Annotated in this window: 28 protein-coding genes; 11 read left to right on the forward strand and 17 right to left on the reverse strand. The window is 60.8% G+C overall.

The window, feature by feature from the left end; translation table 11 throughout:
• Nucleotides 1–59 precede the first annotated feature (59 nt).
• The 3 genes from ACR0NT_RS11640 to ACR0NT_RS11650 all read right to left on the reverse strand — a co-directional run bounded on the left by ACR0NT_RS11640 (nucleotide 60) and on the right by ACR0NT_RS11650 (nucleotide 1,250).
• Complete coding sequence (locus ACR0NT_RS11640; protein WP_170672197.1) at nucleotides 60–545, reverse strand: hypothetical protein; 486 nt, start codon at nucleotides 543–545, stop codon at nucleotides 60–62.
• Nucleotides 546–660: 115 nt separating this feature from the next.
• Entirely contained in the window at nucleotides 661–840 is a 180-nt protein-coding gene (locus ACR0NT_RS11645; protein WP_170672200.1) for a CTP synthetase, read from the reverse strand.
• Nucleotides 841–929: 89 nt separating this feature from the next.
• Nucleotides 930–1,250, reverse strand: a complete 321-nt coding sequence (locus ACR0NT_RS11650; protein WP_170672202.1) for a hypothetical protein — start codon at nucleotides 1,248–1,250, stop codon at nucleotides 930–932.
• Nucleotides 1,251–1,595: 345 nt separating this feature from the next.
• Between ACR0NT_RS11650 and ACR0NT_RS11655 the strand changes: the two genes are divergently transcribed.
• Complete coding sequence (locus ACR0NT_RS11655) at nucleotides 1,596–2,396, forward strand: FRG domain-containing protein (protein ID WP_170672204.1); 801 nt, start codon at nucleotides 1,596–1,598, stop codon at nucleotides 2,394–2,396.
• Between the two features lie 74 nt (nucleotides 2,397–2,470).
• Here ACR0NT_RS11655 and lepA read toward each other — a convergent pair whose 3' ends face one another.
• Nucleotides 2,471–4,270: a translation elongation factor 4 gene (gene lepA / locus ACR0NT_RS11660; protein ID WP_170672205.1), complete on the reverse strand. Its 1,800-nt coding sequence runs from the start codon at nucleotides 4,268–4,270 to the stop codon at nucleotides 2,471–2,473.
• An 86-nt stretch (nucleotides 4,271–4,356) separates the two neighbouring features.
• Nucleotides 4,357–4,980 carry an RNA ligase family protein gene (locus ACR0NT_RS11665; RefSeq protein ID WP_170445169.1) on the reverse strand — a complete coding sequence of 208 codons (624 nt, stop codon included), beginning with the start codon at nucleotides 4,978–4,980 and terminating at the stop codon, nucleotides 4,357–4,359.
• 175 nt (nucleotides 4,981–5,155) lie between these two features.
• On the opposite strand from ACR0NT_RS11665, the gene ACR0NT_RS11670 reads away from it, so the two are divergent.
• Nucleotides 5,156–5,467 carry a hypothetical protein gene (locus ACR0NT_RS11670; RefSeq protein WP_170445172.1) on the forward strand — a complete coding sequence of 104 codons (312 nt, stop codon included), beginning with the start codon at nucleotides 5,156–5,158 and terminating at the stop codon, nucleotides 5,465–5,467.
• A 66-nt stretch (nucleotides 5,468–5,533) separates the two neighbouring features.
• On the forward strand, nucleotides 5,534–6,475 hold the full coding sequence (locus tag ACR0NT_RS11675; protein ID WP_170445791.1) for a LysR family transcriptional regulator: 942 nt from the start codon (nucleotides 5,534–5,536) through the stop codon (nucleotides 6,473–6,475).
• Here the strand turns inward: ACR0NT_RS11675 and ACR0NT_RS11680 are convergent.
• Nucleotides 6,472–6,915 (reverse strand): low molecular weight protein-tyrosine-phosphatase, encoded by a 444-nt coding sequence (locus tag ACR0NT_RS11680; RefSeq protein ID WP_170672207.1) that lies wholly within the window; start codon nucleotides 6,913–6,915, stop codon nucleotides 6,472–6,474. The two genes, ACR0NT_RS11675 and ACR0NT_RS11680, sit on opposite strands and share 4 nt — an antisense overlap.
• A gap of 28 nt (nucleotides 6,916–6,943) precedes the next feature.
• Here ACR0NT_RS11680 and ACR0NT_RS11685 point away from each other — a divergent pair, with 28 nt between their 5' ends.
• Together ACR0NT_RS11685 and ACR0NT_RS11690 are read left to right on the forward strand one after the other, a co-directional pair.
• Nucleotides 6,944–7,639, forward strand: coding sequence for an NAD-dependent deacylase (locus ACR0NT_RS11685; RefSeq protein ID WP_170672464.1), 696 nt, complete (start codon nucleotides 6,944–6,946; stop codon nucleotides 7,637–7,639).
• Between the two features lie 69 nt (nucleotides 7,640–7,708).
• Complete coding sequence (locus tag ACR0NT_RS11690) at nucleotides 7,709–8,317, forward strand: DUF308 domain-containing protein (RefSeq protein ID WP_170445178.1); 609 nt, start codon at nucleotides 7,709–7,711, stop codon at nucleotides 8,315–8,317.
• An 88-nt stretch (nucleotides 8,318–8,405) separates the two neighbouring features.
• On the opposite strand, the gene ACR0NT_RS11695 is transcribed toward ACR0NT_RS11690, so the two are convergent.
• From ACR0NT_RS11695 to meaB, 5 genes are all read right to left on the reverse strand, one after another.
• Nucleotides 8,406–8,879, reverse strand: a complete 474-nt coding sequence (locus ACR0NT_RS11695) for a copper chaperone PCu(A)C (protein WP_170445181.1) — start codon at nucleotides 8,877–8,879, stop codon at nucleotides 8,406–8,408.
• A gap of 38 nt (nucleotides 8,880–8,917) precedes the next feature.
• Entirely contained in the window at nucleotides 8,918–9,238 is a 321-nt protein-coding gene (locus ACR0NT_RS11700) for a hypothetical protein (protein WP_480443110.1), read from the reverse strand.
• Nucleotides 9,239–9,672: 434 nt separating this feature from the next.
• Nucleotides 9,673–9,960 (reverse strand): 50S ribosomal protein L28, encoded by a 288-nt coding sequence (rpmB, locus tag ACR0NT_RS11705; protein ID WP_170445188.1) that lies wholly within the window; start codon nucleotides 9,958–9,960, stop codon nucleotides 9,673–9,675.
• Between the two features lie 153 nt (nucleotides 9,961–10,113).
• Complete coding sequence (locus tag ACR0NT_RS11710) at nucleotides 10,114–11,265, reverse strand: Hint domain-containing protein (protein WP_170672211.1); 1,152 nt, start codon at nucleotides 11,263–11,265, stop codon at nucleotides 10,114–10,116.
• A gap of 111 nt (nucleotides 11,266–11,376) precedes the next feature.
• A complete protein-coding gene (gene meaB / locus ACR0NT_RS11715; protein WP_170672213.1) occupies nucleotides 11,377–12,354 on the reverse strand; it encodes a methylmalonyl Co-A mutase-associated GTPase MeaB in 978 nt (325 codons plus the stop codon).
• 130 nt (nucleotides 12,355–12,484) lie between these two features.
• Here meaB and hrpB point away from each other — a divergent pair, with 130 nt between their 5' ends.
• From hrpB to ACR0NT_RS11730, 3 genes are all read left to right on the forward strand, one after another.
• Nucleotides 12,485–14,938, forward strand: coding sequence for an ATP-dependent helicase HrpB (hrpB, locus tag ACR0NT_RS11720; protein WP_170672466.1), 2,454 nt, complete (start codon nucleotides 12,485–12,487; stop codon nucleotides 14,936–14,938).
• Between the two features lie 136 nt (nucleotides 14,939–15,074).
• Nucleotides 15,075–15,533 (forward strand): NUDIX hydrolase, encoded by a 459-nt coding sequence (locus ACR0NT_RS11725; protein ID WP_170445196.1) that lies wholly within the window; start codon nucleotides 15,075–15,077, stop codon nucleotides 15,531–15,533.
• Between the two features lie 90 nt (nucleotides 15,534–15,623).
• Nucleotides 15,624–17,102: an inorganic phosphate transporter gene (locus ACR0NT_RS11730; RefSeq protein ID WP_170445199.1), complete on the forward strand. Its 1,479-nt coding sequence runs from the start codon at nucleotides 15,624–15,626 to the stop codon at nucleotides 17,100–17,102.
• A gap of 6 nt (nucleotides 17,103–17,108) precedes the next feature.
• On the opposite strand, the gene ACR0NT_RS11735 is transcribed toward ACR0NT_RS11730, so the two are convergent.
• The 3 genes from ACR0NT_RS11735 to ACR0NT_RS11745 all read right to left on the reverse strand — a co-directional run bounded on the left by ACR0NT_RS11735 (nucleotide 17,109) and on the right by ACR0NT_RS11745 (nucleotide 20,056).
• Nucleotides 17,109–18,083, reverse strand: coding sequence for a 2-dehydropantoate 2-reductase (locus tag ACR0NT_RS11735; protein WP_170672215.1), 975 nt, complete (start codon nucleotides 18,081–18,083; stop codon nucleotides 17,109–17,111).
• Between the two features lie 66 nt (nucleotides 18,084–18,149).
• Complete coding sequence (locus tag ACR0NT_RS11740; protein ID WP_170445205.1) at nucleotides 18,150–19,112, reverse strand: pirin family protein; 963 nt, start codon at nucleotides 19,110–19,112, stop codon at nucleotides 18,150–18,152.
• A 113-nt stretch (nucleotides 19,113–19,225) separates the two neighbouring features.
• The gene (locus tag ACR0NT_RS11745; RefSeq protein WP_170672217.1) at nucleotides 19,226–20,056 is read right to left on the reverse strand and encodes a phytanoyl-CoA dioxygenase family protein; all 831 of its coding nucleotides are present in this window, start codon (nucleotides 20,054–20,056) and stop codon (nucleotides 19,226–19,228) included.
• Nucleotides 20,057–20,236: 180 nt separating this feature from the next.
• Between ACR0NT_RS11745 and ACR0NT_RS11750 the strand changes: the two genes are divergently transcribed.
• On the forward strand, nucleotides 20,237–20,725 hold the full coding sequence (locus tag ACR0NT_RS11750; protein ID WP_170445211.1) for a peptidase associated/transthyretin-like domain-containing protein: 489 nt from the start codon (nucleotides 20,237–20,239) through the stop codon (nucleotides 20,723–20,725).
• Nucleotides 20,726–20,731: 6 nt separating this feature from the next.
• Entirely contained in the window at nucleotides 20,732–21,328 is a 597-nt protein-coding gene (locus ACR0NT_RS11755) for a ferric reductase-like transmembrane domain-containing protein (protein ID WP_170445214.1), read from the forward strand.
• Here the strand turns inward: ACR0NT_RS11755 and argF are convergent.
• Complete coding sequence (argF, locus tag ACR0NT_RS11760) at nucleotides 21,325–22,251, reverse strand: ornithine carbamoyltransferase (protein WP_170672219.1); 927 nt, start codon at nucleotides 22,249–22,251, stop codon at nucleotides 21,325–21,327. The two genes, ACR0NT_RS11755 and argF, sit on opposite strands and share 4 nt — an antisense overlap.
• A gap of 73 nt (nucleotides 22,252–22,324) precedes the next feature.
• On the reverse strand, nucleotides 22,325–23,512 hold the full coding sequence (locus ACR0NT_RS11765; protein ID WP_170672221.1) for an aspartate aminotransferase family protein: 1,188 nt from the start codon (nucleotides 23,510–23,512) through the stop codon (nucleotides 22,325–22,327).
• Nucleotides 23,513–23,805: 293 nt separating this feature from the next.
• On the opposite strand from ACR0NT_RS11765, the gene ACR0NT_RS11770 reads away from it, so the two are divergent.
• Nucleotides 23,806–24,696 (forward strand): DMT family transporter, encoded by an 891-nt coding sequence (locus tag ACR0NT_RS11770; RefSeq protein WP_170672223.1) that lies wholly within the window; start codon nucleotides 23,806–23,808, stop codon nucleotides 24,694–24,696.
• Here ACR0NT_RS11770 and ACR0NT_RS11775 read toward each other — a convergent pair.
• Nucleotides 24,678–25,481, reverse strand: coding sequence for an ABC transporter permease (locus tag ACR0NT_RS11775; protein ID WP_170672225.1), 804 nt, complete (start codon nucleotides 25,479–25,481; stop codon nucleotides 24,678–24,680). The genes ACR0NT_RS11770 and ACR0NT_RS11775 overlap by 19 nt on opposite strands.
• Nucleotides 25,482–25,569: the final 88 nt, after the last annotated feature.

The following is a 25,569-nucleotide window of genomic DNA, read 5'->3' on the forward strand; positions in this document are numbered from 1 at the left end:
TCAGACGTTTCCGGTGGACGGGGATATACTCCCCGTCCCAAGCCATTGTGAAAAATTACTTATTCCACCGTAATACTACCAGAGATCGTATTGACGAATTTCTTGGTATCTGGGTCGGTCAGAGACGAAAAGCTGCCGCCCCCGGTCGCACTCGCCCAATTGCCCGAGCCACCCGAGACCGTCCAGTCACCGGTCAAAGCGCCACCCTCACCAAGGCCCGTGGCCGTCCATGTCATCACCGCTTTGTCGCCCGATGCGGTATCGAACACGCAATTGCCAGTGCCCGACACCCCGGCCCCATTGATCAGCACCGCGCCGAAACACGACCCGCTCGCGCCTTCCAGAGGGTGCCCGGCGGCGACCTCGAAACTGTCATAATCAGTTTGCGTTTTCACCACCGCGTGGCCGTCCGAGATGCCATAGACCTGGTTCGCATTCATCCCCATGCCCTTGCCGGCGGCGTCATAGGTCTCGGCCATGGCCAAGCCTGCGGACAGGCCGAGGGTCAGGGCTGTGGTTGCGGTCGCAATTAAGAACTTGTGCATAATAACCTCTCATTTCTGAGGGTCTGGCGTTGCAAGCATGTAAAGAAAAAACCGCCTGAACGCGGTCCCCCGCGCGGAGGATAACACATTCCGTTCTTTGCGTCTAAACCGGGCCTCAGCCTTCGAGCTTGCGGGCCACCATAAACGAGACCGGGAACGCCGCGACAAAGCCGACAACCGCAGCGATCAGGATGGTCGTCCACGCGGAATACCCCATGGCCAGAACCGCAATCACAGCGGACCCGGCGAGGGTGGAACCAAGGAAAATGTGAAGGATCAGCGTCAGGGGCGACATAGGGGCCTCGTTGTTTTCGGTGTGTTTTCGCAGAGCCTAGAACCGAGGCCGGGAGCGGTCCTTGATCTGGGTCAGAAATCGCAGCGCAATCAGGCCCATGCCAGTGCGGTTCCGACTAGGACAAGGCCAATCCCTATAGCTTCGCGATAAGAGAAATTCTCACCAAACAGGAAGTACGACGCGATGGCGATCAGGATGACCTCGGCCCCCAGAATGCCGGTATAGATGATGCCCAACCTCTCCTCACGCAGGGCGGCGAGTTCCAGCGATGCGGCGGCTAGCAAAGTTGCAACGATCAGCAGGCTGAGGCCGATCCCGGGGATTTTCCACCAGAACTTCATCGCGATCATGGCAATGGAATAGAGACCCGCCGATCCGAAGGCGATAAGGGGGATGAGCGATGTAGACATAGGGACCTCCCACTGAGGTTGCCGCCAGGTCAACGATAGCAGGCGGGAGGGGTTGGGGCTGTGAGGTGGGTCACAGAGGGTCAATCAGCAGAACTGAGGGCCGCGACCGACCCGAGGGGAGGCGCAAACGCGCCGCCCATTTTGCCGAAGGCAAACCTCCGGTTTGTCGGGGGCGGGTCATGCCAGAGGCATGCTTTCAGCATGACGCGGTCCGGCGGTGCCACCGGGTGGGTGGGTTGGTACGAGACAAATGTAACTGACGTTTGCTAACGACTTGCAAGCTATTCAACGCGATGATTTATCTGCGAAGCCATTCGCTTCAAGCAGACAAATAGGCCCTACTCTATGAAACCAAAACTAGCTGAAACAAAACTATTTGGAAAAATTAGAGCACCAGTCTGCTTCGAAGAATTGATAAGTAGTGTTTGTGAGATGGACAATAGCGCCTACTTTTCCTCAAGATTCTGGAGGGGGCAAGCAGAAGCGGATTGGCCGATTGAGACCACGTCGATGAGGCGCGTCAAAAACTCCATGAGGTTCTCGATTGAGAATTTTAACGACCAGGCGATAGCAAACGATGTAAGTATGCTCAAACGGGCAAAGCACAGCGGCTTTAGCTTTACGGATGGTCGCGAACTAAACGATTGGGAATTAATCACAAAACTACGGCACTACGGTGCCTCTACATGCTTATTGGATGTGAGCAAGAACCCACTTGTTGGCCTCTGGTTTGCCTGTTCCAGCAAACCAAAATCTCCAGGAATCTTATTTGGACTGCATTGCGATCAAGTCGGCGGAATGGAAAAAGAACATCCTAGTGAAGAATACCGCGCTGAGTTGGTGATCGCTAAGAGCTTTAAGCATCCAATGCTCTATGATCCGTCGACAGTAACACCTCGTGTCGCGGCTCAATCATCATGTTTTCTGTTTGGATCGGCCAGTAGCAGTCAAATGGGGTCGATGGTTTATGAAGAAACTAATGAAGGCCAATGCTTCTATTACATTTCACCTGAACTAAAGTCAGACTGTCTCAAAAAGCTTGATCAAGTGTTTTGCATCAACCGACTGTCTTTGTTTCCAGACATTGAGGGATTTTCTCAAGCCAATTCGAGTGAATACGATGCTTCATCTGACTACAGGTGGTAGTCAATCGCTTGGATGGCCCACCTTTCCATCTTAAATATTGAAGTCATCCAACGTCGGTCCGACGTTGGATGACTTCAACTATCCATCTTCAACGCAGAGATGAATGCCTCCTGCGGGATATCTACCTTCCCGAACTGGCGCATCTTTTTCTTACCGGCCTTCTGCTTCTCCAGCAGTTTGCGTTTCCGCGTGGCGTCGCCGCCGTAGCATTTCGCCGTCACGTCCTTGCGCAGGGCGCTCAGGGTCTCGCGCGCGATGACTTTGCCGCCGATCGCCGCCTGGATCGGGATTTTGAACATGTGGCGCGGGATCAGGTCTTTGAGCTTTTCGCACATCGCCCGGCCCCGCATCTCGGCCCGGTCGCGGTGAACCATGGTCGACAGCGCATCCACCGGCTCGTCATTCACCAGCACCGACATCTTGACCAACGCGTCCTCGCGGTAGCCGGTCATCTGGTAGTCGAAACTGGCATAGCCCTTGGTCACCGATTTCAGTCGGTCGTAAAAGTCGAACACGACCTCGTTCAGCGGCAGGTCATAGACGACCATGGCGCGGCTGCCCGCATAGGTCAGGTCCATCTGGATGCCGCGGCGGTCCTGACACAGTTTCAGCACGTCGCCAAGGTATTCGTCGGGCACCAGAATAGTCGCCTTGATGCGCGGTTCCTCAAGGTGGTCGACCTTGCTGAGGTCCGGCATGTCGGCGGGGTTATGCAGCTCGATCATCTCGCCGTCTTTCATGAAGACGTGGTAGATCACGCTGGGCGCGGTGGTGATCAGTTCGATATCGTATTCGCGTTCGATCCGGTCGCGGATCACCTCGAGGTGCAAGAGGCCCAGAAAGCCGCAGCGGAAGCCAAAGCCCAGCGCGGCCGAGGTTTCCATTTCGTATGAGAACGAGGCGTCGTTCAGCGCCAGCTTTTCAATCGCGTCGCGCAGGTCTTCGAATTCAGCGGAGTCCACGGGGAAGAGGCCACAGAACACCACCGGCTGCGCGGGTTTGAAGCCCGGCAGGGCCACTTCGGTGCCGTTGCGGTCATTGGTGATGGTGTCGCCGACGCGGGTGTCGCGGACCTGTTTGATGGACGCCGTCAGAAAGCCGATCTCACCGGGGCCGAGGCTGTCGACCATCTCCATCTCGGGGCGGAAGACGCCGACCCGGTCGACATGATGCAGGGTGCCGTTCGACATGAACTTGACCCGCATCCCTTTTTTCAGCGTGCCGTCCATGATGCGGACCAGAACGATGACGCCGAGATAGGCGTCGTACCACGAATCCACCAGCATCGCCTTGAGCGGCGCGTCCAGATTGCCCTGCGGGGCGGGCAGATGGGTGACGATGGCCTCAAGCGTCTCGTGAATGCCCTGCCCCGTCTTGGCGCTGACCTGAATGGCGTCGGTCGCGTCGATGCCGATCACATCCTCGATCTGTTCGGCCACGCGGTCACAATCGGACGCAGGCAGGTCGATCTTGTTCAGCACCGGCACGATCTCATGATCGGCGTCGATGGCCTGATACACGTTCGCCAGCGTCTGCGCCTCGACCCCTTGGGTCGAGTCCACGACCAGCAGAGAGCCCTCAACCGCACGCATGGATCGCGAGACCTCATAGGCAAAGTCCACGTGGCCCGGGGTGTCGATCAGGTTCAGCACGTATTTCTCGCCATTGTCGGCGGTATAGTCGATGCGGACCGTGTTGGCCTTGATAGTGATGCCGCGTTCCCGCTCGATATCCATGCTGTCGAGCAGCTGTTCCTTCATGTCGCGATCCTTGACCGTTCCGGTCTCTTGAATGAGCCGGTCAGCAAGGGTGGATTTGCCATGGTCGATATGCGCGACGATGGAGAAATTGCGGATATGAGCGAGGTCTGTCATGGGTTGGGGATATGCGTCGGAAATGGGCTGTGGTCAAGGTGGCAAGGCACGCTGCGAAACCCTTTGTTTGCGAGGCCTCCGCCCAGTCAGGCCAGCCCGTTTCTCACTAGTTCCGCGTTCATCCAATGCGTCTCACTTTGCACATGGCCCTCACGTACGTATTTCGCAAGGTGAGTGGGCATTTCTTTTTCTTTGAAGGCCGCGGTCGTGCGAACCACAAACCCCTCTTGTGTTTCGAGATCGAGGCCCGCAATTACATCCACCACGACCTGAGTGGAGAACCGCCCGCGATAAAGTTCTGGAACGGGGGTGATTCCAAGGTCGGAAAAGCGTGTAAGCGTCGCGTCCCACGGCTGAACTCTCTCGGCCTTGATCCATGCAAAACCAAGAAAATAGGCCGGCAACTGGGAATACGCGATGGAATGACGCGCGAACAGATACTCGCCGACGATGCGCTCATCCTCGGAAAGTTGAGGCGCGACACCAGCTGCGAAAGCCTTCATCCAATCTCGCGACTGGTGATACCTTGCGTCGATACTACGAGGGTGACAGCCTTGGCTGTGAATTGTCGTATTCTCACCGTCCATCTTTTCGGTGATTACCACCTCATCAGCCAACGCCAACTCATCGACGCTGGACATGATCTTATCATCACTTGTGGCACCAGGGGATTGCGGTAAGTGGAATGTGCGTCCGTATTTTTTCAACATCTTCGCACCTTTGCCGTCAGAAAAGCTGAGTTTGGGCAGAAAACGCCACAAAGCAGTTGGGCGCAATCACATTTTCGCACCACATGATTGATCCCGAATCCAGTTTGATTCATACTCCCTCCCAGACCGAGAGGGGCAAAAGACCCGTCCGGGCAGGCAAAAACGAGGCTCGAGCATGAAACAGTTCCTCTTAATCGCATTTTGCGCCACGTCGTTGACGGCGGTGGCCCCGACTCCTAGCGAGGCGGCGCAGATCAAGCGGGCGTGTCTGGCGTCCGACCGCACAGCCGCGACGCGGGACCGGTGCAGCTGTATCCAGCGGGTGGCCAATCAGGCGCTGACCCGCAGCGATCAAAAGACGGTCGCCAAGTGGTTCAGCGACCCCCATCAGGCGCAGGAGTTGAAGATGTCGAAAACCGCGCGCGATGATGCGCTGTGGGATCGGTATCGGAACTTTGGCCAGATGGCGCAGGCGATCTGCAGCTAAGCTGACCTCAATCCTTGACCTGATCGACACTGCGCCCCAGAAAAGGCGCAGCGAAAGGTGTATCAGATGGTAATGAAAGGGCTGACCCTGCGCGGGCTCGAAGTGTTCGAGGCCCTGGCGCGGACGGGATCGGTGGCGCAGGCCGCCGAGATCACGGGGCTCAGCCAGCCCTCGGTATCGCAGCAATTGCGCAATCTGGAAAATGCCCTGGGGACCGAACTGGTCGATCACGGACGTCGCCCCATGCGGCTGACGCAGGCGGGGCGCAGCTTTCTGGCCCGGACCGAGGCGGTGCTGGCTGAATTACAGATGGCCCAAAGCGAGTTGACGGTGATGGACCTGGGCCATCTGACCACCCTGTCCATCGGGCTGATCGATGATTTCGACAACGACCTGACCCCGCGGCTGGCGACTCTGCTGGCCGACAGCCTGACTCGTTCGAACTTCAAGCTGCTCACCCTGCCCAGCCTGGATTTGTTCCAAGAGTTGGAGGCCCAGCGCCTGCATCTTATGGTCTCGGCCCATTCCGGCGAGGTGCTGGAAGGCGTGGTCGAATACCCCTTGGTTCAGGACCCGTTCATTCTGGTGACGCCCAAAGGTGTTGAGAACGCCGTTCAGGACCTGCCCTTTCTACGCTATGCCCGCGAACAACTGATCAGCCGCCAGATCGAGGCACATCTGGCCCGGCAGCGGCTGGAATACGAAGAACGGTTCGAAATCGGCTCGCATCTGGCGCTGATGGCGATGGTCGCGCGCGGCCTGGGTTGGGCGATCACGACGCCGCTGGGCTACATGCGGGCAACCCGGTTCCACGACGCGCTTGAGGCACACCCCGCCCCGTTCGGGGATTTTTCGCGCACGATTTCCCTGTTTACCCGCACCGACTGGTCAGATCAGGTACCGCGAGAGGTTGCCGACATGATGCGCCGCCTGATGCGCAACCAGATCGTCGATCCGGCGCTGGCGCAATTGCCATGGCTTACCGACCGCCTGAAGGTGATGGGCTAGGCCCGCAGATGTGCATCGAGCCCCGCCACCGCGACCTCGATCAGATCCAGCGCCCCGTTAAAATCCCGCGTATAGTAAGGGTCGGGCACATGATCAGCACCCGTCTCAGGCGCAAAATCGGTCAGCAGACGGACCGGGGTCTCATTCCCTGCGGGCCGCAAGGCTTCTATGCTGCTGATGTTCTCGGCGTCCATGCCGACGATCAGGTCGAACTGATCAAAATCCTCAGCCACGAATTTCCGCGCCCGCAGGTCGCTCAGGTCGATGCCCCGTGCCCCCGCCGCTGCCTGCATCGGCTCATAGGGCGGTTCTCCGATATGCCAGCCGGAGGTTCCGGCACTGTCAGTCATATGGTGGGGCGCACGGGCGCGAAACGCGCCTTCGGCGGCAGGAGAACGGCAGATATTGCCCAGACAGACAAAGAGGATACGGTGGGTCATGGGTCAAGGTGTAGCGCGTGGGGCAAAGATGGAAAAGATCGTCATTCTGACAGGGGCGGGAATCTCGGCCGAAAGTGGGCTGGGCACGTTCCGCGACGAGGACGGCTTGTGGGCGCAGCACCGGATCGAGGATGTCGCCACACCCGAGGGCTTTGCCCGCAACCCCGCCCTGGTCCATGGGTTTTACAACGCTCGCCGGGTTCAGGCCGCTGAGGCTCCACCAAACGCGGCGCATAAGGCTCTGGCCCGCCTGCAACTGGACTTTCGCGGTGAAGTGGTAATCGTCACCCAGAATGTAGATAGCCTGCACGAAGCAGGCGGCGCCCGAAACGTGATCCACATGCACGGGACACTGGCCTGTGCGCTGTGCGCGGCTTGTGATCACCGCTGGCCCGCACCGCCCGAGATGGCGATGGGTGAGACCTGCCCGGCCTGCAACGCCCCCACGGCACGGCCGGATGTGGTCTGGTTTGGCGAGATGCCTTACCACATGGACGCAATCTACGACCATCTGGCCGATGCAACCCTGTTCGCGGCCATCGGCACCTCGGGACAGGTCTACCCCGCCGCCGCCTTTGTGCACGAGGCCCGCATGTCCGGCGCACAAACAGTCGAGCTTAACCTCGCTCCGTCGGATGGGGCATCCAGCTTTGACAACGTTATCCTCGGCCCTGCATCGGAAACTGTCCCACACTGGGTCGAGGGGCTGCTGGAGCAATCCTGATCGCAAACCCCGCAGACAGCAGCGGATTTTCCTGTTTATAGTAAAGGCCCAACGCGACGGGAGAGCCCAATGACAGACCCCCAGTTTCCACGAGAAGAGATCCTTGACGACGACAGTCTGGACAGCCGCGACGCAGTGGGCGACCAGTTGGCGGGGCTGTGGTGGACCTTCCTGTTGCGCGGGCTTCTGGCCGGGGCGCTGGGGATCGCGGCCCTGTTCTGGCCGACGGGCAGCATTTCCCTCTTGCTGCGGCTTGTCGGCCTGCTGTTGGTGTTCGACGGCGGCCTGACCTTGCTGGGCTTCGGACGGCGCGGCCTGATCGGGGGCGTTGGCATCGGCGCGCTGCTGATCGGTCTGGTGTTGCTGATCTGGCCCGAGGGCGTGGCTCGGCTGACCTTCTTCTTACTGGGTGCATGGGCGTTGATCATGGGCGTCGGCTCTATGGCGGCGTGGCGGCAGATGTCGGATCAACACCCCGATGCCGCATCGATCCGCAACTCGGGGATCGTGGCGCTGGTGATCGGGCTGGTGCTGATCTTCTGGCCCGGCAGCGGTATGGTAGCACTGGGATGGGCCATCGCGTTCGGCGCGCTCGCCTTCTCGGCGGTGATGTTCTGGCTGACCGCCCGTTTCAAACGTGCCCATGACCGCGTGGCGATGCGGGTGGTCAATCGTTGATCCGTTCGGCAAAACGCAAACAGGCCGGGCAAAGCCCGACCTGACGCATGGATGAGGGCCGCAGAGCGGCCCGAAGACAGGCGTTCGCTCAGTTCGAGTGCGATCCGTGACCGCCCTTGTCCTGACGTTCCAGATCGACGGGGATCTCGATTTCAACCTCGCCCGCCTTTTCAAAGATCAGGGTCACGGGAACCGTCGCGCCCTGCTCGAACGGAGCGGTCAGGCCCATGAACATGACATGGTCGCCACCGCGTTTCAGCATGTGCATCTCGCCTGCCGGAATGACAAAGCCTTCCTCGACATGCACCATCTTGGCCACGCCACTGTCATCAACCTTATGGGTATGCAGTTCGACCCGTGCGGCGGCATCCGATTCCACACCGATCAGCCGGTCATCGGTTTCGCCAGCATTTTGGATCATCATGAAAGCAGCACCGGCCTTGGCCGACTTGCCCGATGATCGGGCATAAGCGTCGTCAACGGAAATTGCATCCTGCGCCCAGGCAGAAGTGGCCAGCAGTGCGGTGGCCATCGAGGCCAGGAGTTTGGATTTGAGGGACATCGCGCCTCTCCTTGTTTAAGTGTCTGAAAAGAGAAAACTCAAATCAGAGCCGGAGGCGCGCGTGCCGGTCTGTAAGGAAGCGGAAGAGCAATCAGGTTGTCGGCCTTGCGCAAGGGCACTGGCCGATCGGTGTCGGGAACAACAGGTAGTTCGGGTTCCGGAACCGCAATCGCACCCAACAGGGTCAGCGCATAATCCGGGCAGAAATGCGGGGGCTGCGCCGGCTGACCTTCGGCGTCCATATAGACCACCACCGGACCCGAGCCGGTGCACAGCACCATCTGCCCCACCGCCCTGTCCATTCCGCGCGACGCGGCCACACCCTGCCCGGTTAGCATGACGAGCAGCGAAAGTGCCAAAGGCAAGAATCTGTTCAGAACGGTCTTCATCCTGCGCCGGATATAAGCCCGACGCAAAGCGGGCTTCAAGCGCAATCGGAAACGCCCGAAGCCCGCAAGGTTGGGTTTGGTGTCAGCCGTCCACGCCGGGACGTTTGACAGACCCTTTGGTCAGGCTCGTATGCAACCTGTTCACCTGTCGTTGCATCCGAAAGCATGTCCCAAACATTTTGCCAAAAAAGGCAGCCAACAGGGAGAGATAATCAGATAGTTTGAAAGACATGAGATAGAACTCCGCCAGATGAATATGACTGAACATAAAACGAGCAGAGCCAAGTGTATGTGAACAATGTCACCAACAGAGGAATTTTAGTTCCAATCCGGGAACAGCCCACAAAAGAAAAGGCCCTGCACCGTGCGGTACAGGGCCGAATTCTTTTCAGGTAAAAAAGGGCTTAGGCCGCAGCTTGCGCCTTGGCGATTTCCTTTTTCACTTTCAGCGCGTTTGCCGACAGCTCTTCGTCCTTGGCTTTGGCCAGGAACGCGTCCAGACCACCGCGGTGGTCAACCGAACGCAGAGCAGCAGCCGAGATGCGCAGCTTGACGCCACGGCCCAGAGCTTCGGACTGCAGGGTAACGTCGTTCAGGTTCGGCAGAAAACGACGACGAGTTCTGTTTTTGGCGTGGCTGACATTGTTGCCAGTCATCGGGCCTTTTCCGGTCAGTTCGCAACGGCGCGACATGGTTTCTTCCTTTGTTTCTGGAGGCCGGGCATGATGCCAGCGGCCAAATCACAAGGGGCGCAACCCGAAGTCGCGCCCGAAAACTGGTTGGATGCGTGTAGTGGGAATCGCGGGAAGGGTCAAGACGGATCACGCGAATTCTTTAAACCAACGTCACTGACCGGGGAAAGTTTGCGCCCGCAGCAATGGTTTGTTGTTCTTTCGGTGCCGCTCCAACAGGCGCGCCTGCTGCCGTCCGCGCGGAATAAAGCGCGCAGGTCTCGGTGTCAGCCGCTTTTCGATCAGTTCAGGGAAAATATCAAAAATCTCACGCCTCGCCTCTGCGCCAAGTGACTTCAGAGCCTCAACGCCGGTGAAAAGGCTTTCGGTTGGGGCATTTTCGGCGAAAATCACCTGATGGCGGTCGAACAACAGATGAAAATACTCAACCCCTGTTACGGTTTCATCGACAAAAATCCCCGGCAGAACGGTCAGCTTGATCGCCGGGATCAACACCTCGGATGTGCCGAACATGCGCTCGGCGATTTTTGACTGCACCAGCATCCTGTGCTGACGCGACACCAGCAGATCGCGCCGGGGCAGGCCGTTGCCCAGCGCACCGGCCAGAATGCGCACCGGCCAAAGGCGCGGATTGTTCAGCAGTTCAGCCCGGCCGAACCCACGCCGGCCAATCCACCGGATGCCTTGCAACCCGTGCTCCATGGTGGGGATCATGTCCCCGATCCGCAGCTCTTGAATCGGGCGCTTTCCGGTTTGCGTCAGAATAGCAGTGTCACGGGTAAAGCATGGAACGCCCGAGCCGTTTTCGAACGCAGAATACGTGACCACGATGCCGGACGGCAGGGTAAACGTACCGCTCGACAATGAATAGCCGACACCATCCTCGACCGTGATGGTGCCGAAAACGCTGTCATTGATCACGGTCCCGACGGGCAGGTTCAGCGTATCCGTTCCGTTGCCACCACGAATGTCGCCGTCGACGGAAGTACTGCTGAAATTCAGTGTATCGTTGCCGCCCCCCAGCCGAATGGCTCCGACGGTCGAGCCGGTTATGTCAACGGTGTCGGCATCCGACCCCGAAGAAACGCGACCGCCGACAGTGCTGTTGGTAACGGTAATGGTGTCACTTCCGGCATTGCCGATCACGTTGTCGGCGATGACGCTGTCGGTGACATTTATATCGTCGTCACCGCCCCGTCCCCGGATATTGTCAATCGGAGACCCCTGCGGGTTCCCGTTCAGGGTGCCGCTATCGCCTGTGACGTCGATATCGTCGTCGCTATTTGTCCCATTTATTCTGGGCATTTGGACCGGTCCACTACATCAGGAGGCCAGACTAACACGTTTCCGCGCCATCGTCAGTCCACAACACAACCCTGGATGGAATGTCCGCTACACTCCGCTTAGACACACACCCTATCGCAAGATGAGTGACGACAGCATGGTTTCCGCAGCCGTCGAGGGGCTCAGCCCGCCTGCACGCACTTGCGCACCCAGATGATCCATATCGGCCCGAGCCTTCGCGGTGGACAGCTGCGCCAGCAGGGCGGCGCGCACCTCCTGCTCGAACCAGTACTGCGCCTGTGCCGCCCGGTTTGCATCCCAGTGCCCCCGATCCCGGCGCGATTGGGTGAGGGACTGCATTTCAGCCCACGCGCCCTCAAGCCCATGTTCTTCCACCGCCGAGACCGTCATCGCCTTGGGAAACCCGTCCGGATCCTGCGGGCGTTTGCGTAACAGGCGCAGGGCACCGGCGTAATCGGCACAGGTGCGGGTGGCAGTGGCCTTCAGGTCTCCGTCCGCCTTGTTGACCAAAATCATGTCGGCCATTTCCATGATGCCGCGTTTGACGCCCTGCAGTTCGTCCCCGCCCGCCGGGGCCAGCAGCAACAGGAACAGGTCTGACATTTCCGACACCACGGTTTCCGACTGACCTACACCGACGGTTTCGATCAGCACCACATCGAAGGCCGCCGCCTCGCACAGGGCAATCGCCTCGCGCGTGCGGCGTGCGACACCGCCCAGATGCGACTGGCTGGGCGACGGGCGGATAAAGGCGTTTCTCTCACGGCTCAGACGCTCCATCCGGGTTTTATCACCCAGAATCGAGCCCCCCGACCGGGCCGAGCTGGGATCGACCGCAAGCACCGCCACGCGCAACCCCTGCCCGATCAGCATCATGCCGAAGCTTTCGATAAAGGTGGACTTGCCCACCCCGGGCGTTCCCGACAAACCGATGCGCAGGGATTGCCGCTGGGACTTGGCGACATGGGCCAGCAACTCGGTCGCCTGCGCCCGGTGATCGTCGCGGCCGCTTTCAACCAGAGTGATCGCACGGGCCAGCGCGCGGCGCTCGCCGTTCAAAATTCTGTCGCCCAGCTCAGCGGTGTTCATGCGCGTCCCCATACCCGATTTTCGCCTTGATGGCGTAGCGGAATGGGGTTTGTCCAGTGCCAAGCACCATGAGAATTGCCGCAGCCTGTCGGAACTGGACCTTGTGGAACGGTTGGCGGATAAAGCCCGCATGACACGCCTGCCAATCGACGACGCCATCCCTGATCTGCTTGCCGCCCTCAAGGCTTCGGGCCGTGCTGTGTTGCAGGCGCCTCCGGGCGCGGGCAAGACGACACGAGTGCCTCTGGCGATGCTCGAAGCAGGCGTGTGTGACGGCAAGATCGTGATGCTGGAACCGCGCAGGCTGGCTGCACGCGCCGCCGCCGAACGCATGGCGGAAACGTTAGGCCAGCGTGCCGGTGAAACGGTCGGCTACCGGGTGCGCGGCGACGCCAAGGTTTCGAAATCAACCCGGATCGAGGTGGTCACCGAGGGCATTCTGACCCGGATGCTGCAATCCGACCCCGATTTGCCCGGCGTGGGTGCGGTGATCTTCGACGAATTCCACGAACGGTCCCTGAACGCCGATCTGGGGCTGGCCCTGTGCCTCGAGGTCACCGGCGCGCTGCGGGACGATCTGATCCTGCTGGCTATGTCCGCAACATTGGATGCTGAGCCCGTCGGGCGTCTGATGGAGGCCCCTCTGGTCACCTCCGAGGGGCGCAGCTATCCGGTTGAAACCCGCTGGCTGGACCGTCCCTTGGGGGCGCAGGCAAGACGGCTGGACGCTCTGATCGATCTGGTGGTTCAGGCCGAGCGGGACACGCGCAAAACCGGTGGCGGTATACTGGTGTTCCTGCCCGGTGAGGGCGAAATCCGGCGGGCCGAGGCCGCCTTGTCCGGGCGTTTGCCCGGCGATTGTGCGGTGCGCCCCCTGTTCGGGGCGATGCCTTTCGCCGCCCAGCGCGCGGCGATTGCGCCAGTTGAGGCCGGACGCAAAGTGGTGCTGGCCACGTCGATTGCCGAAACCTCGCTGACCATCCCCGACATCCGGGTGGTGGTCGACATGGGCCAGGCACGGCGGGCGCGGTTCGATCCGGGCTCGGGCATGTCACGACTGGTGACCGAGCGTGTGACACGGGCCGAGGCCACCCAGCGCGCAGGCCGCGCCGGACGTGTGGCCGAAGGGGTCTGCTATCGGCTGTGGTCCAAGGGCGAAGAAGGCGCGCTGGCCGCCTACCCCCCGGCCGAGATCGAAGCCGCCGACCTGACCGGACTGGCGCTGGAGCTGGCGCTGTGGGGCGCAGAACCGAACGATCTGGCCTTCCTGACGCCTCCGCCCGAAGGCACGATGGCCGAAGCGAAGGCCTTGCTGACAATGCTGGGCGCACTGGATGCCAAAGGGCGGATCACCGAACACGGACGCGCATTGGCCGCGCTGCCTCTGCACCCGCGCCTGGGGCATATGCTGGTGCGCGCCGGGCCGGACGCCGCGCCCTTGGCCGCGTTGATGGCCGAACGCGACCCGCTCAAAGGGGCCCCGGCGGATATGCTGCTGCGGCTGGAAGCGCTGCGCGATATACGCGCGTTTCAACGCAATCGGGTCTGGCAAGTGAACAATGGCGCCGTGGATCGGATCAAGGCCGAGGCCAAACGGCTGCGCTCACGGGGCAACGCCACCGATCTGAGTCCTGCCGCGATGGCCGCGCTGGCCTATCCCGACAGGGTCGGACAACGCCGCAAGGGCGATGCGCCTCGCTATGTCCTGTCGGGTGGCAAAGGGGCTGTGCTGGACGGTGGCGACACGCTGGCCGCCGCGCCTTATCTGGTGGTAACGGATACCGACGGGAATCCGCGAGAAGCGCGCGTGCGCATGGCTGCCCAGATATCGGAACGCGAAATCCGTGATCTGTTTGAGGGGCAGATCAAGTGGGTCGACAGCTGCGAATGGTCCAAGCGCGACCGACGGGTCGTGGCGCGCCAACAAGAGCGGTTCGGTGCAATCACTCTGAGCGACCGCATCTGGAAAGACGTTCCGGACGAAGCAGTGGCGCAAGCCATGCTGGACGGCGTGCGCGATCTTGGCCTGCGGCTGGACGGCGCCGCGGCACGTCTGGCCGCCCGGGTGGAACTGGTGCGGGCCGAGGGTGCGGACCTGCCTGATTTTACCATCGAGGGACTGACAGAAACCCTGGAAGACTGGCTGCTGCCGATGCTCTCAAACGTACGCAATGCCGACGAGTGGAAACGGTTCGACCTGCTGCCCGCCCTGCGTGCCCGGCTGGACTGGAACCAGACGCAAGAGCTGGACCGCCGCGCACCGGGATCGTTCGAAACGCCGCTGGGCCGCAAGGTGCCGATTGATTACGGCGGTGCGGTGCCCGAGATATCGGTGCGCCTGCAGGAACTGTTCGGTGTCACGCGGCACCCTGTCGTGGGGGGACAGGCATTGAAGATTACCTTGCTGTCCCCGGCGCAGCGCCCGATCCAGATCACCCGCGATCTGCCCGGTTTCTGGGCCGGATCCTATGCGGATGTCCGCAAGGACATGCGTGCACAGTACCCAAAACACCCCTGGCCCGAAGATCCGACCCAGGCCGATCCAACCTTGCGCGCCAAACGGCGGGGACAAAACCGCGATTGACGATTTGATTGGGTTTTCAGGCGAAATTTCCAAGCCGATGATTGCGTATGAAATTCAGAGGGGCTCATTGAAGAAACCGCCTGTTGTTGCTATATGTCTGCCTCTTGACGGTAACGCGCGCGCAAAAGATCAAATTATGACCAAATGGTTGCGGAACATCTGGGAGGAGGTCGCAAGACCCATTTTCCTGCGCCCCAAGCGGGTGCAGTTCGCAGCACTGTGCACTCGGGAAACCGAAACCGGGCCAGAGGTTCTGCTGATCACCAGCCGCGATACTGGGCGCTGGATCATCCCCAAGGGCTGGCCGATTGACGGCAAGGACGGTGCCGAAACAGCCCTGCAGGAGGCTTGGGAAGAGGCTGGCGTGCGTGCGCCCAGCATCGCCAAAGAACCCATAGGCTGTTTTACCTATGACAAAGTCCTGAAAGACGGCTCGGCCCTTCCGGTTCTGACCAATGTCTACCGGGTCGAAGTGCAGGATCTTGCGGATTGCTTTCCCGAAGCGGATGAGCGCAAGCGGGTCTGGGTGGCTCCTGCCATTGCAGCCGAACGCGTCGCCGAGCCGGAGCTGCGCGACATACTGCTCCAGTTGTAACAGTTTCGCAAAAAATTGATGACGAGGCGGTTGCCCGCGCGGGTGAAACCGTCTAGCCGCCTGTGTCAACTCAAGCAAGCCGCAAATCCCATGTCGAACATCACTACAAAAAACCGTTGGCAGGCGCTGGACAGCGACCTGCATCGCATCTCGCGTGTTGAAAATGCGAGTGTCCATGTGGCGCGCCCGATGCTGGCGCCCGGCATCGCGCTGGCCTTTATCGCGCTGGCCGGTTTGTCGGCTGCAGTGGTTTTTGGACACGCGGATGGCGGGTTGATCGTTGTCGCGGCAGCGGTATTCGGGGCCTATATGGCGGTCAATATCGGCGCCAACGATGTGGCCAACAACATGGGTCCGGCGGTTGGGGCCAACGCCCTGACCATGGGTGGTGCGATCGTGATCGCAGCCCTCGCTGAAAGCGCGGGCGCGCTGCTGGCCGGTGGGGATGTGGTCTCGACCATTTCAAAGGGAATCATTGATCCGGCCTCGGTACAGAACAGCAATGTGTTTATCTGGGCGATGATGGCTGCGCTGATTTCATCAGCCATGTGGGTCAACCTCGCCACCTGGGTCGGTGCGCCGGTTTCGACCACGCACTCGGTCGTGGGTGGCGTGATGGGCGCAGGCATCGCCGCAGCGGGGCTGAGCGCCGTCAGCTGGGGCACAATGAGCGCCATTGCCGCAAGCTGGGTGATTTCACCGGTTCTGGGCGGAGTGATCGCGGCCAGTTTTCTGGCGCTGATCAAGACCAAGATTCAGTATCAGGACGACAAGATCGCCGCTGCTCGGCGTTGGGTTCCGATCCTCGTGGCCGTCATGGCGGCAGCGTTTGCAACCTATCTGGCCGTCAAAGGCCTGAAACGGATTGTGAAGATCGAGCTTGAGATAGCCCTGCTGATCGGTCTGACCTCGGGTCTGCTGGTCTGGTCGTTGACGGTGCCGTGGGTACGGCGCAAGTCCGAAGGGTTGGAAAACCGCACGAAATCCCTGAAAACACTGTTTGGCCTGCCGTTGGTGATCTCGGCCACGTTCCTAAGCTTCGCGCATGGCGCCAACGACGTCGCCAATGCGGTAGGCCCGTTGGCGGCCATCGTGCACGCGGCGGAATTCGGCGATTTCGCCTCGAAAGTGGCGATCCCAACCTGGGTCATGGTGATCGGCGCATTCGGGATTTCATTCGGCCTGTTCCTGTTTGGCCCCAAACTGATCCGCATGGTAGGCAGCCAGATCACCAAGCTGAACCCGATGCGCGCCTTCTGCGTGGCGCTATCGGCGGCAATCACCGTGATCGTGGCCAGTTGGCTGGGTCTGCCGGTCAGCTCGACCCATATCGCCGTGGGTGCCGTGTTCGGAGTTGGTTTCTATCGCGAATGGCACTCGGACCGCCGCTGGAAGCAAACAAACCAACAGCGCCCCGCCGAACAGCGGCTAGCCCGCGAAGAACATCAACGCCGCAAGCTGGTGCGTCGTTCGCATTTCATGACCATCGTGGCAGCCTGGGTTATTACCGTTCCTGCGGCTGCGGCCATGTCCGCGGCGATTTTCATGTTTCTGACAGCCTTTATCTGACGCGGCCTAAGGCCTGACCTGATCCGGTGACAGAGCGGTTTCGGGCGCTTGTTCGATCAGCGCCCGCACTTTGGTACAGATCGGGGTCGCCACTCCAGACTGCGCGCCAAGGCGGATGATTTCGCCTTGCAGGCTGTCAATCTCAGTCAGGCGCCCTGCCATCAGATCATAGGCCATTGATGTCCGCGCGCTGGGATCAATCGTCAGCATCCGCGCCGCGATGCGGGTAAAGATCGGCGTTGGCAGCCGCAGGATATGCGGCGTCATCCACGCAGGCAGAGGTGTGGTCGAGGCCACCGGGTGACCTGCCGCCCCAAGCACCGTCAGAGCTTCGGCCATCTGATCCGCCATCAACCGCCGCCAATTGCGATCCAGAAGTTGCTCTTTCAGCGTCAGACCGGACAGCGCGTTCAGCGCGTTGTTGAGGTTGATCACCAGCTTGCCCCATTGCACCGCGTCGATGTCGTCGCTTTCGATCACCGGGAGATCGGCGCTGCTGAGCCTTTGACCCAAATCACCGGGGCCGCTTTGGATGACGATCTCGCCCGAGGTCGCCCGATGAAAACACGCCGGGTCGGTCGGCACCACGTTGAACGGCACCATTCCGGCGCGCACGTCGTGATCCGGCAGGGTCTCACGCAGGGTGCGGGCATTGTCCATCCCGTTCTGCCACGACAGGACTGGGGCAGATGTTGGCTTGTTTTGCGTGATCCGGGCGGCGATTTCGGCCGTTGCGCCGGTCTTGACGGTCACGATCACGGCCTCTGCGGTGGCCAGACAGCTTGCATCCTCGGTCAGGGTCAGGTCTTGCGCGGCCACGTGACAGCTCAGGCCCGAGAAATCCGTGACCGTCAGCCCCTTGTCGCGGACTGGGTCCAAAATGCGTGACCGGCCCAGCAAAGTCACGTCATGGCCTGCATGGGCCAGCAAAGCCCCGCAATAACAGCCGATACTGCCTGCGCCTGCGATCACGATCTTCATGGTGTCCCTCCCCGGCGGAGAGGATCGCCGGGATACGGATGCCGGACAAGCCCCCATGACGTTTGGTCAGCGCACCCGTCTGGGCCGCGTGCGCTCCAGCTCATCCGAGATCGGAATGAACTCCTGATCATCCCCCGGCGGCAGGTGGAACGCGCCATTCGCCCAGTCGGCGGTTTTCCATTCACGGGTGGCAGCATCAATCTTCTCCTTCGAGGACGACACGAAGTTCCACCAGATATACCGATCCTCGTTCAGCGTCGCGCCGCCCAGCAGCATCAGCCGCGCACCCAACGGCCCCGCCTTGACCGACAGTTGATCGCCCGGGCGGAATACCATCATGCGGCCTTCCTCGAACCGGTCACCGGCAATCTCGACCGAGCCCTGCGTGACATAAACACCCCTGTCCTCGTGATCATCCGGCAGGGGGAACGCGGCACCCGGATCAAGCTGGACGTCCATATAGAAGGTCTCGGACAACATGGTGACGGGGCTGGTTTCGCCATAGGCCGACCCGAGGATCAGGCGGGCGCTGACCCCATTGTCCTGAATGTGCGGCAGCGCGGTTTGCTTGTGATGCTCGAAATCGGGCGCCATATCCTCATGCGCCTCGGGCAGAGCAATCCAGGTCTGGATGCCGAACAGGCTGTGTTTCTTGCCGCGCGTTTCCGCACTGGTGCGCTCGGAATGGGTAACACCGCGTCCGGCGACCATCCAGTTGACCTCGCCGGGGTAGATCATCTGATGGGTGCCGAGACTGTCGCGATGTTCGAACTCGCCCTGATACAGGTAGGTAACAGTGCCCAGTCCGATATGCGGATGCGGGCGGACGTCGATGCCGCCATCGGTGATGAACTCAGCCGGCCCCATCTGATCGAAGAAGATGAACGGCCCCACCAGTTGGCGTTTGACGGAAGGCAGCGCACGGCGCACTTCGAACCCGCCCAGATCTCGGGCACGTGGGATGATCAAGGTTTCAAGTGCCGCGTTTTCCGACAGGCATTCGGGGTTGTGGGTCGGGTTCCAACTCATTCCGGCTCTCCTGCGATCAGAGGTTAAATGTTCTCAAATGAAGGATATAGGGCGCATAGCCACAGGAAAACGCGCAATTTTGCACAGTCAGGGTGCAGGTGCTGTTGCGCTATCTACGGCCATAGCCGGGGGAAGAACGTCCCGTCGATACGATCCCCTTCACGGTATCCCGCCGCTTCGAACTGCGCGCGCTCATCTTTTGCCCAATCGCCGCGATACCGGATGATCCCGTTCGGAGCCGTCATCCGCAGGGTAAAGCGCCGGACCGTTTCGGTTGGAGTGACCGAAGACAAGCCACCATGCAGCGTGCGCATGTCGAAAAAGATGCAGTCGCCCAACTGCATATCCCATTGCAACAGGTCATAGGCGTCGGGGTCGGCGTTGACATCGGGTGGCGGGTGATAGGTCCGACCGGCAACCTCGGTCGGTTCATAGCTGGGGTGCCCATCCTCAAACCGGACCCGCATGAACAGCTTGTCCCACAGATGAGAGCCCCTGACGAAGGCAATCCCATTTTCCTTGCTTACTGGCTCAAGTGGCAGCCAGAGGACACACATCGTGCCTTCGAAGTCGAAATAGGACAGATCCTGATGAAAGGGCGGGCGCGAGGTCGACCCGGCCTCGCGCAGGAACCAGTTATCCATGACAAGATTGATCGATGGTGCGCCCAGCAGGTGCGCAGCAAGCGCGGCGCAGGGGGAATTGCGCACAAAATCGGTGAACTGAGGGATTTTGTTCCAGGCCCAGTAATCCTCGAAATAGGCCGGGGCGCTGGGGTCTTTGGTATGGCGGGTGAAGTTGTCGGTTGGGGCGGCAAGGTCCGCATCGATCCCCGCGCGCAGCAACGACAGCCAATGGTCCGAGAACTTCGAGCGCAGGACGACGGCTCCGTCGCGTCTGAAGGCGGCGATTTCGTCAGGTGACACCGTTTGCATCTTGTCCATCGGGCAGCCTTTCGGATCAGTGCCGGAAGGATGGCACTCTTATTCACGCAGGGTCAAAGAAATTCGCGCGCGGCGATCACAGGGCCGTGAAACCCGCCTCGGAAAAGGCGTGAATCGTGCTATCTTTGCGCCGTGGCGCGTTCCCACCAAATTGGAGGAAACCTTGCAGGGGGTCCCGACATGACGAATACACGCTTTTCCCGTCGTTCCCTGATCGCCCTCGGCGGTGCTGTTCTGGCGACCGGCACATCTGGACTGCTGCTGCCTGCGCGCGCGGCGGGGCTGGCCCCGACACCCTCCATGCGTGGTGGGTCGAACAATTACCGCCCTGGCGCGCCTATCGTTGATCGGATCGGCGGCGGCGGGTTCTGGATGACAGGCACGGTGCGCCGCGCAGGTGACGGAGCCCCCCTGCCCGGCCAGCGCATCCAGATCTGGGCGCACACGACCGAAGGCCACGAACGCGACCCGCAGAGCCACGGGGCAACGCTGACCGATGCGAACGGAGAGTTTCGGCTGGAGATGCCGCAGATCGTGCCTGCGTTTGGCCAGCCGCATGGCCATCTGGCTTATGACAGCGGAGACTTCGAGACAGTGTTCCTGCGGCCGATCATGGCGAGCTCGAAGAACAAGACTCTCGCCGCGCATTTTGTCTTGCAGCCCCTTTGACCATTCGTGACACGTGCCCGGCTGATCTGGACGGTTCTGGCCCTCGTTCTGGCAGTGCCGCTGATCGCGGCGGCGAACAGCCCGCTTCTGGCGTGGCGTGATCCGCTCTACATCATCGCAGGGTTTGCGGGTGTGGTTGGTATGGGGTTGCTGTTGCTGCAGCCCCTTCTGGCCGGGCGATACCTGCCCGGACTTTCGCCGCTGGCCAGCCGCCGATGGCACCGGCGGGTTGGCCTCACTCTGATCGCGACCATCCTGATCCATGTCGGCGGCCTGTGGGTCACCAGCCCACCGGATGTCGTGGACGCGTTGCTGTTCGTCTCTCCCACACCGTTTTCGGCTTGGGGCGTGGTGGCGATGTGGGCGAGTTTTGCAGCCGTATTTCTAGGCATATATCGGCAACACTTGCACCTGCGGTTCCGGGTCTGGAGGCTGGGTCACACGGCGCTGGCCGCTGTGACCATCATCGGTAGCGTGGTGCACGCTTTGCTGATCGAAGGCACGATGGAGATTATCACCAAAACCGCTCTGTGCGCGTTGGTTGTGTTGGCGAGCGTCCGGACGCTCGCCAAACTGCGTGTTTGGGATGTGCGCAGGCGTTAAACGCCCAGACACCAGCGCATCACTGCCTTTTGTGCGTGCAGGCGGTTCTCGGCCTCGTCAAAAATCACCGAGTTGGGACCGTCCATGACCTCGGACGTTGCCTCTTCCTCGCGGTGCGCGGGCAGGCAGTGCATGAACAGCGCGTCAGGCTTGGCGTGCGACATCAGCTCGGAATTCACCTGATACGGGCGCAGCAGGTTGTGGCGGCGTTCCTTGGCCGACTGGGAATCGTGCATCGAAACCCAGGTGTCGGCAACCACCAGATCGGCGCCTTCAACGGCTTTGTACGGGTCGCGCTCGACCACGATTTGCGAGCCCTTCTGGCGGGCAAAACCCATGAACTCTTCCTCGGGGTCGAACTGTGCCGGGCCGGTGAAGGTCAGGTCAAACCCGAACTGACCCGCCGCGTGCAAGAACGAGGCGCAGACGTTGTTGCCATCACCGGTCCAGACAACCTTTTTGCCAGCAATGGGGCCGTGGTGTTCCTCGAAGGTCAGGACATCAGCCATGATCTGGCAGGGATGGGTGCGGTCGGTCAGGCCGTTGATCACCGGCACGTCGGAATATTCCGCCATCTCGGTCAGGATCGTTTCATCAAAGGTCCGGATCATGATCATGTCGACATAGCGGGACAGCACGCGGGCGGTGTCGGCGATGGTCTCGCCGTGGCCCAGCTGCATGTCCTTGCCCGACAGCACCATGGTCTGCCCGCCCATCTGGCGCACGCCGACATCAAAGGACACGCGGGTCCGGGTCGAAGGTTTTTCGAAAATCAACGCGACCATGCGGTCTTTGAGCGGCTGCTCGTCGTCCAAGGCGGCCTTCGGTTGTCCCAAACGGGCCTGTTTCATCGTACCGGCCTGATTGATCATCGCCCGGAGGTCAGCTGCGTCAGTTTTGTGGATATCGAGAAAATGGTTCATTTCGTTTCGCTTTTGGCTGTCGGGTGGTGGGGGCCAGCCCCCACACCCCCGGAGTATTTGGGAAAAGATGAAATCAGGCAGTCGCAAGCGCGCGTTCGACCTGCGCAGCGGCCTTGTCGAGGCGGATCATGGCCTGAGCGATGTCGTCTTCGGTCAGGGTCAGCGGCGGTAGCAGGCGGATCACGTTGTCGGCGGCGGGAACGGTGATGACCTCGTTGTCATAACCTGCATTCACCACATCCGTGTTTGCCGCCTTGCATTTGATGCCCAGCATCAGGCCAGCGCCACGCACGTCTTCAAACACCTCGGGGTGATCGGCAACCAAACTTTCCAGCTTTTGGCGCAGCAGGCCAGCCTTGCGGTTCACACTTTCCAGAAAGGCGGGTGTGGCGACCTGATCGATCACCGCACAGCCGACGGCGCAACCCAGCGGGTTGCCGCCATAGGTCGAGCCATGGGTGCCCGCCGTCATGCCGCTGGCGGCGTCTTCGGTAGCCAGCACTGCGCCCAGGGGGAAGCCTCCGCCGATGCCTTTGGCAACCATCATGATGTCCGGGGTGATCCCCGCCCACTCATGCGCGAACAGCTTGCCGGTCCGGCCGACGCCGCATTGCACCTCGTCCAGGATCAGCAGCAGGCCGTTTTCGTCGCAAATCTGGCGCAGGGCCTTCATCTCTGCATCGGGTACCGGGCGGATACCGCCTTCGCCTTGCACCGGCTCGATCAGGATCGCAGCCGTCTTGTCGGTGATGGCATTGGTGACGCCGTCGAGGTCTCCGAACGTGACATGCACGAAGCCCGGCAGCAGCGGGCCGAACCCCTTGGTCATCTTCTCGGACCCGGCCGCCGCGATACCCGCCGAAGACCGACCGTGGAACGAGCCGCTGAAGGTAATGATCTCGACCTTTTCGGGCTGATCTTTGTCATAGAAATACTTGCGGACCATCTTCACGGCAAGTTCGCACGACTCGGTGCCCGAATTTGTGAAAAACACCGTGTCGGCAAAGGTATGCTCGACCAGCTTGTCGGCCAACGCCTGCTGTTGCGGGATGTTGTAAAGGTTCGACACATGCCACAGCGCGTGTGCCTGCTCGGTCAGCGCATTAACCAGTGCAGGATGCGCGTGGCCCAGTGCGTTCACCGCGATCCCGGCGCCGAGGTCCAGAAAACGTCGGCCGTCCGCCTCGGTCAGCCAAGCGCCTTCGCCCTTCACAAAGGTCAGGGGCGCACGATTATAGGTCGGCAGAACGGATGGGATCATCGGATCATCCTTTTCGATATGTTGAGCCCCGTGAGTGATACACGAAGGCAGGGTTCGTCAACAGATTTGGTGGGGTTTGCGCGGATTTACAGCGCGCAATGGATCAAACGGGCCGGTTACGCGGCAATGCGTCGGCGTCGGAGTCGCAGGGTATGTGCGTGTTTGATCATGGCGGCGCGTATAGCGGGGCGCGGGCGGTCTGAAAACCCTGAAAATTGCTGCGCTTGAAATTTCATCCTGAGACCTGCGTTTCCTGCTTGCTATTTTCCCGATGCTGGCCCACCGCTAGGGGCATGACACCCGTGCGCCAGAACCCTGCCCTTGCGGCCTTGCTGATCGCGACCGCCAGCGCGTTCATCGCGGGCACGACGCTGCTGGCCAAAGCGCTGGGGACGGATACGCTGGGTCCGGCGTTGCATCCGATGCAAATCAGCCACGGGCGGTTTCTGTTTGCCTTTCTGGTGATCGTCAGCGCCGTGGGCGTCCTGCGTCCAAAGCTGCGCCGCCCGCATTGGGGGTTGCACATCGGGCGGACCAGTTTCGGTTGGGTCGGGATCACGCTGATGTTCGCCTCGGTCGCGTTCATCCCGATTGCGGACGCCACGGCGATTTCCTTTCTGAACCCGGTCTTTGCCATGGTGCTGGCGGTCCCGCTCTTGAAAGAAAGTGTTGGCCCTTGGCGCTGGCTGGCCGCAGCAGTGGCATTGGCCGGAGCGCTGGTCCTGCTGCGCCCGACACCCGACAGCTTTCAACCCGCCGCGTTGCTGGCGCTGGCCGCTGCGGTGTCGATCGGGATGGAGCTGATTTTCATCAAGAAACTCTCGGGTCGGGAAATTCCGATTCAGATCCTTCTGGTCAACAACGCGATGGGGCTGACGATTGCCTCGGTTGCGGTCAGCTTCGTGTTTCAGATGCCAACGCCGTCGCAATGGGCTGCACTGGCGGGTATTGGCGTGCTGATGGCCTGCGCACAGGCCTGTTTCGTCAACGGTATGGCCCGCGCGGATGCGTCCTTTGTGGCCCCGATCAGCTATGCCACGCTGATCTTCGCCGCGCTATACGACTTTGCGGTGTTCGACGTTATCCCGGACGCGGTCAGCCAGATTGGCTCGGCCATCATCCTGACCGGCGGGTTGATTCTGGTCTGGCGCGAAACGCGGCAGCGTCAGGCCTTGAGCCGGTAACCCGTGCGCAGCATCTGCCAGGTGATCGCGCCCACAATCAGCGTCGCACCGGTGCAGACGATCATGCCCAACCACGGAGAGCTGTCGGAAACGCCGATCATCCCATAACGCAGCCCGTCAATCAGGTAGAAGACCGGGTTCAGGTGGCTCAGGCGGTTCAAAACAGGCGGCAGCGCCTCGACCGAGTAGAAGGTGCCGGACAGGAAGGCCAAAGGCGTGACGATGAAGTTCGTGATCGCCGCCATCTGGTCGAACTTGTTGGCGAAGATGCCGGCAAACAGGCCCAATGCGCCCATGAACGCCCCGCCGAGGATTACGAAGATCAGGGTGATCAGCGGGTTCTGCGGTGCGATGGACAGGAACACCAGAAACGCGGTCGCGACGACCAAGGCGATCAGGGCGCCGCGGGCAACGCCTCCGGCCAGATAACCCAACAGGATTTCCAGCGGCGACAGCGGCGGCATCAGGGTGTCGACGATGTTGCCCTGAACTTTGGCGATCACCATCGAGGACGAGGTGTTGGCAAAAGCGTTCTGGATCACCGTCATCATCATGATGCCCGGCGCCAGAAAGATCAGAAACGGCACCCCCATCACGTCGGGCCGCCCCGGACCAATGGCGATGGTGAAGATCAGCAGGAACAATCCCGCCGTCACCAAAGGTGCCAGCAGGGTCTGCGTCCAGACCGCCAGGAACCGCAGGGTTTCACGTTTGGCCAGCGTGTAGAGGCCCATCCAGTTGACCGCCCCAAACCGGCGCGCGTCCTGATCCACAAGATTCTGCATATCTGCCCCATAGCTGATTCGAAGACCGCTTGTAACTCGGCCCGCAGTGATTAAAATAGGGGGCTGAGACGAATTCCCAAGGCGGCCC

Source organism: Ruegeria sp. AB10, from assembly GCF_056542745.1.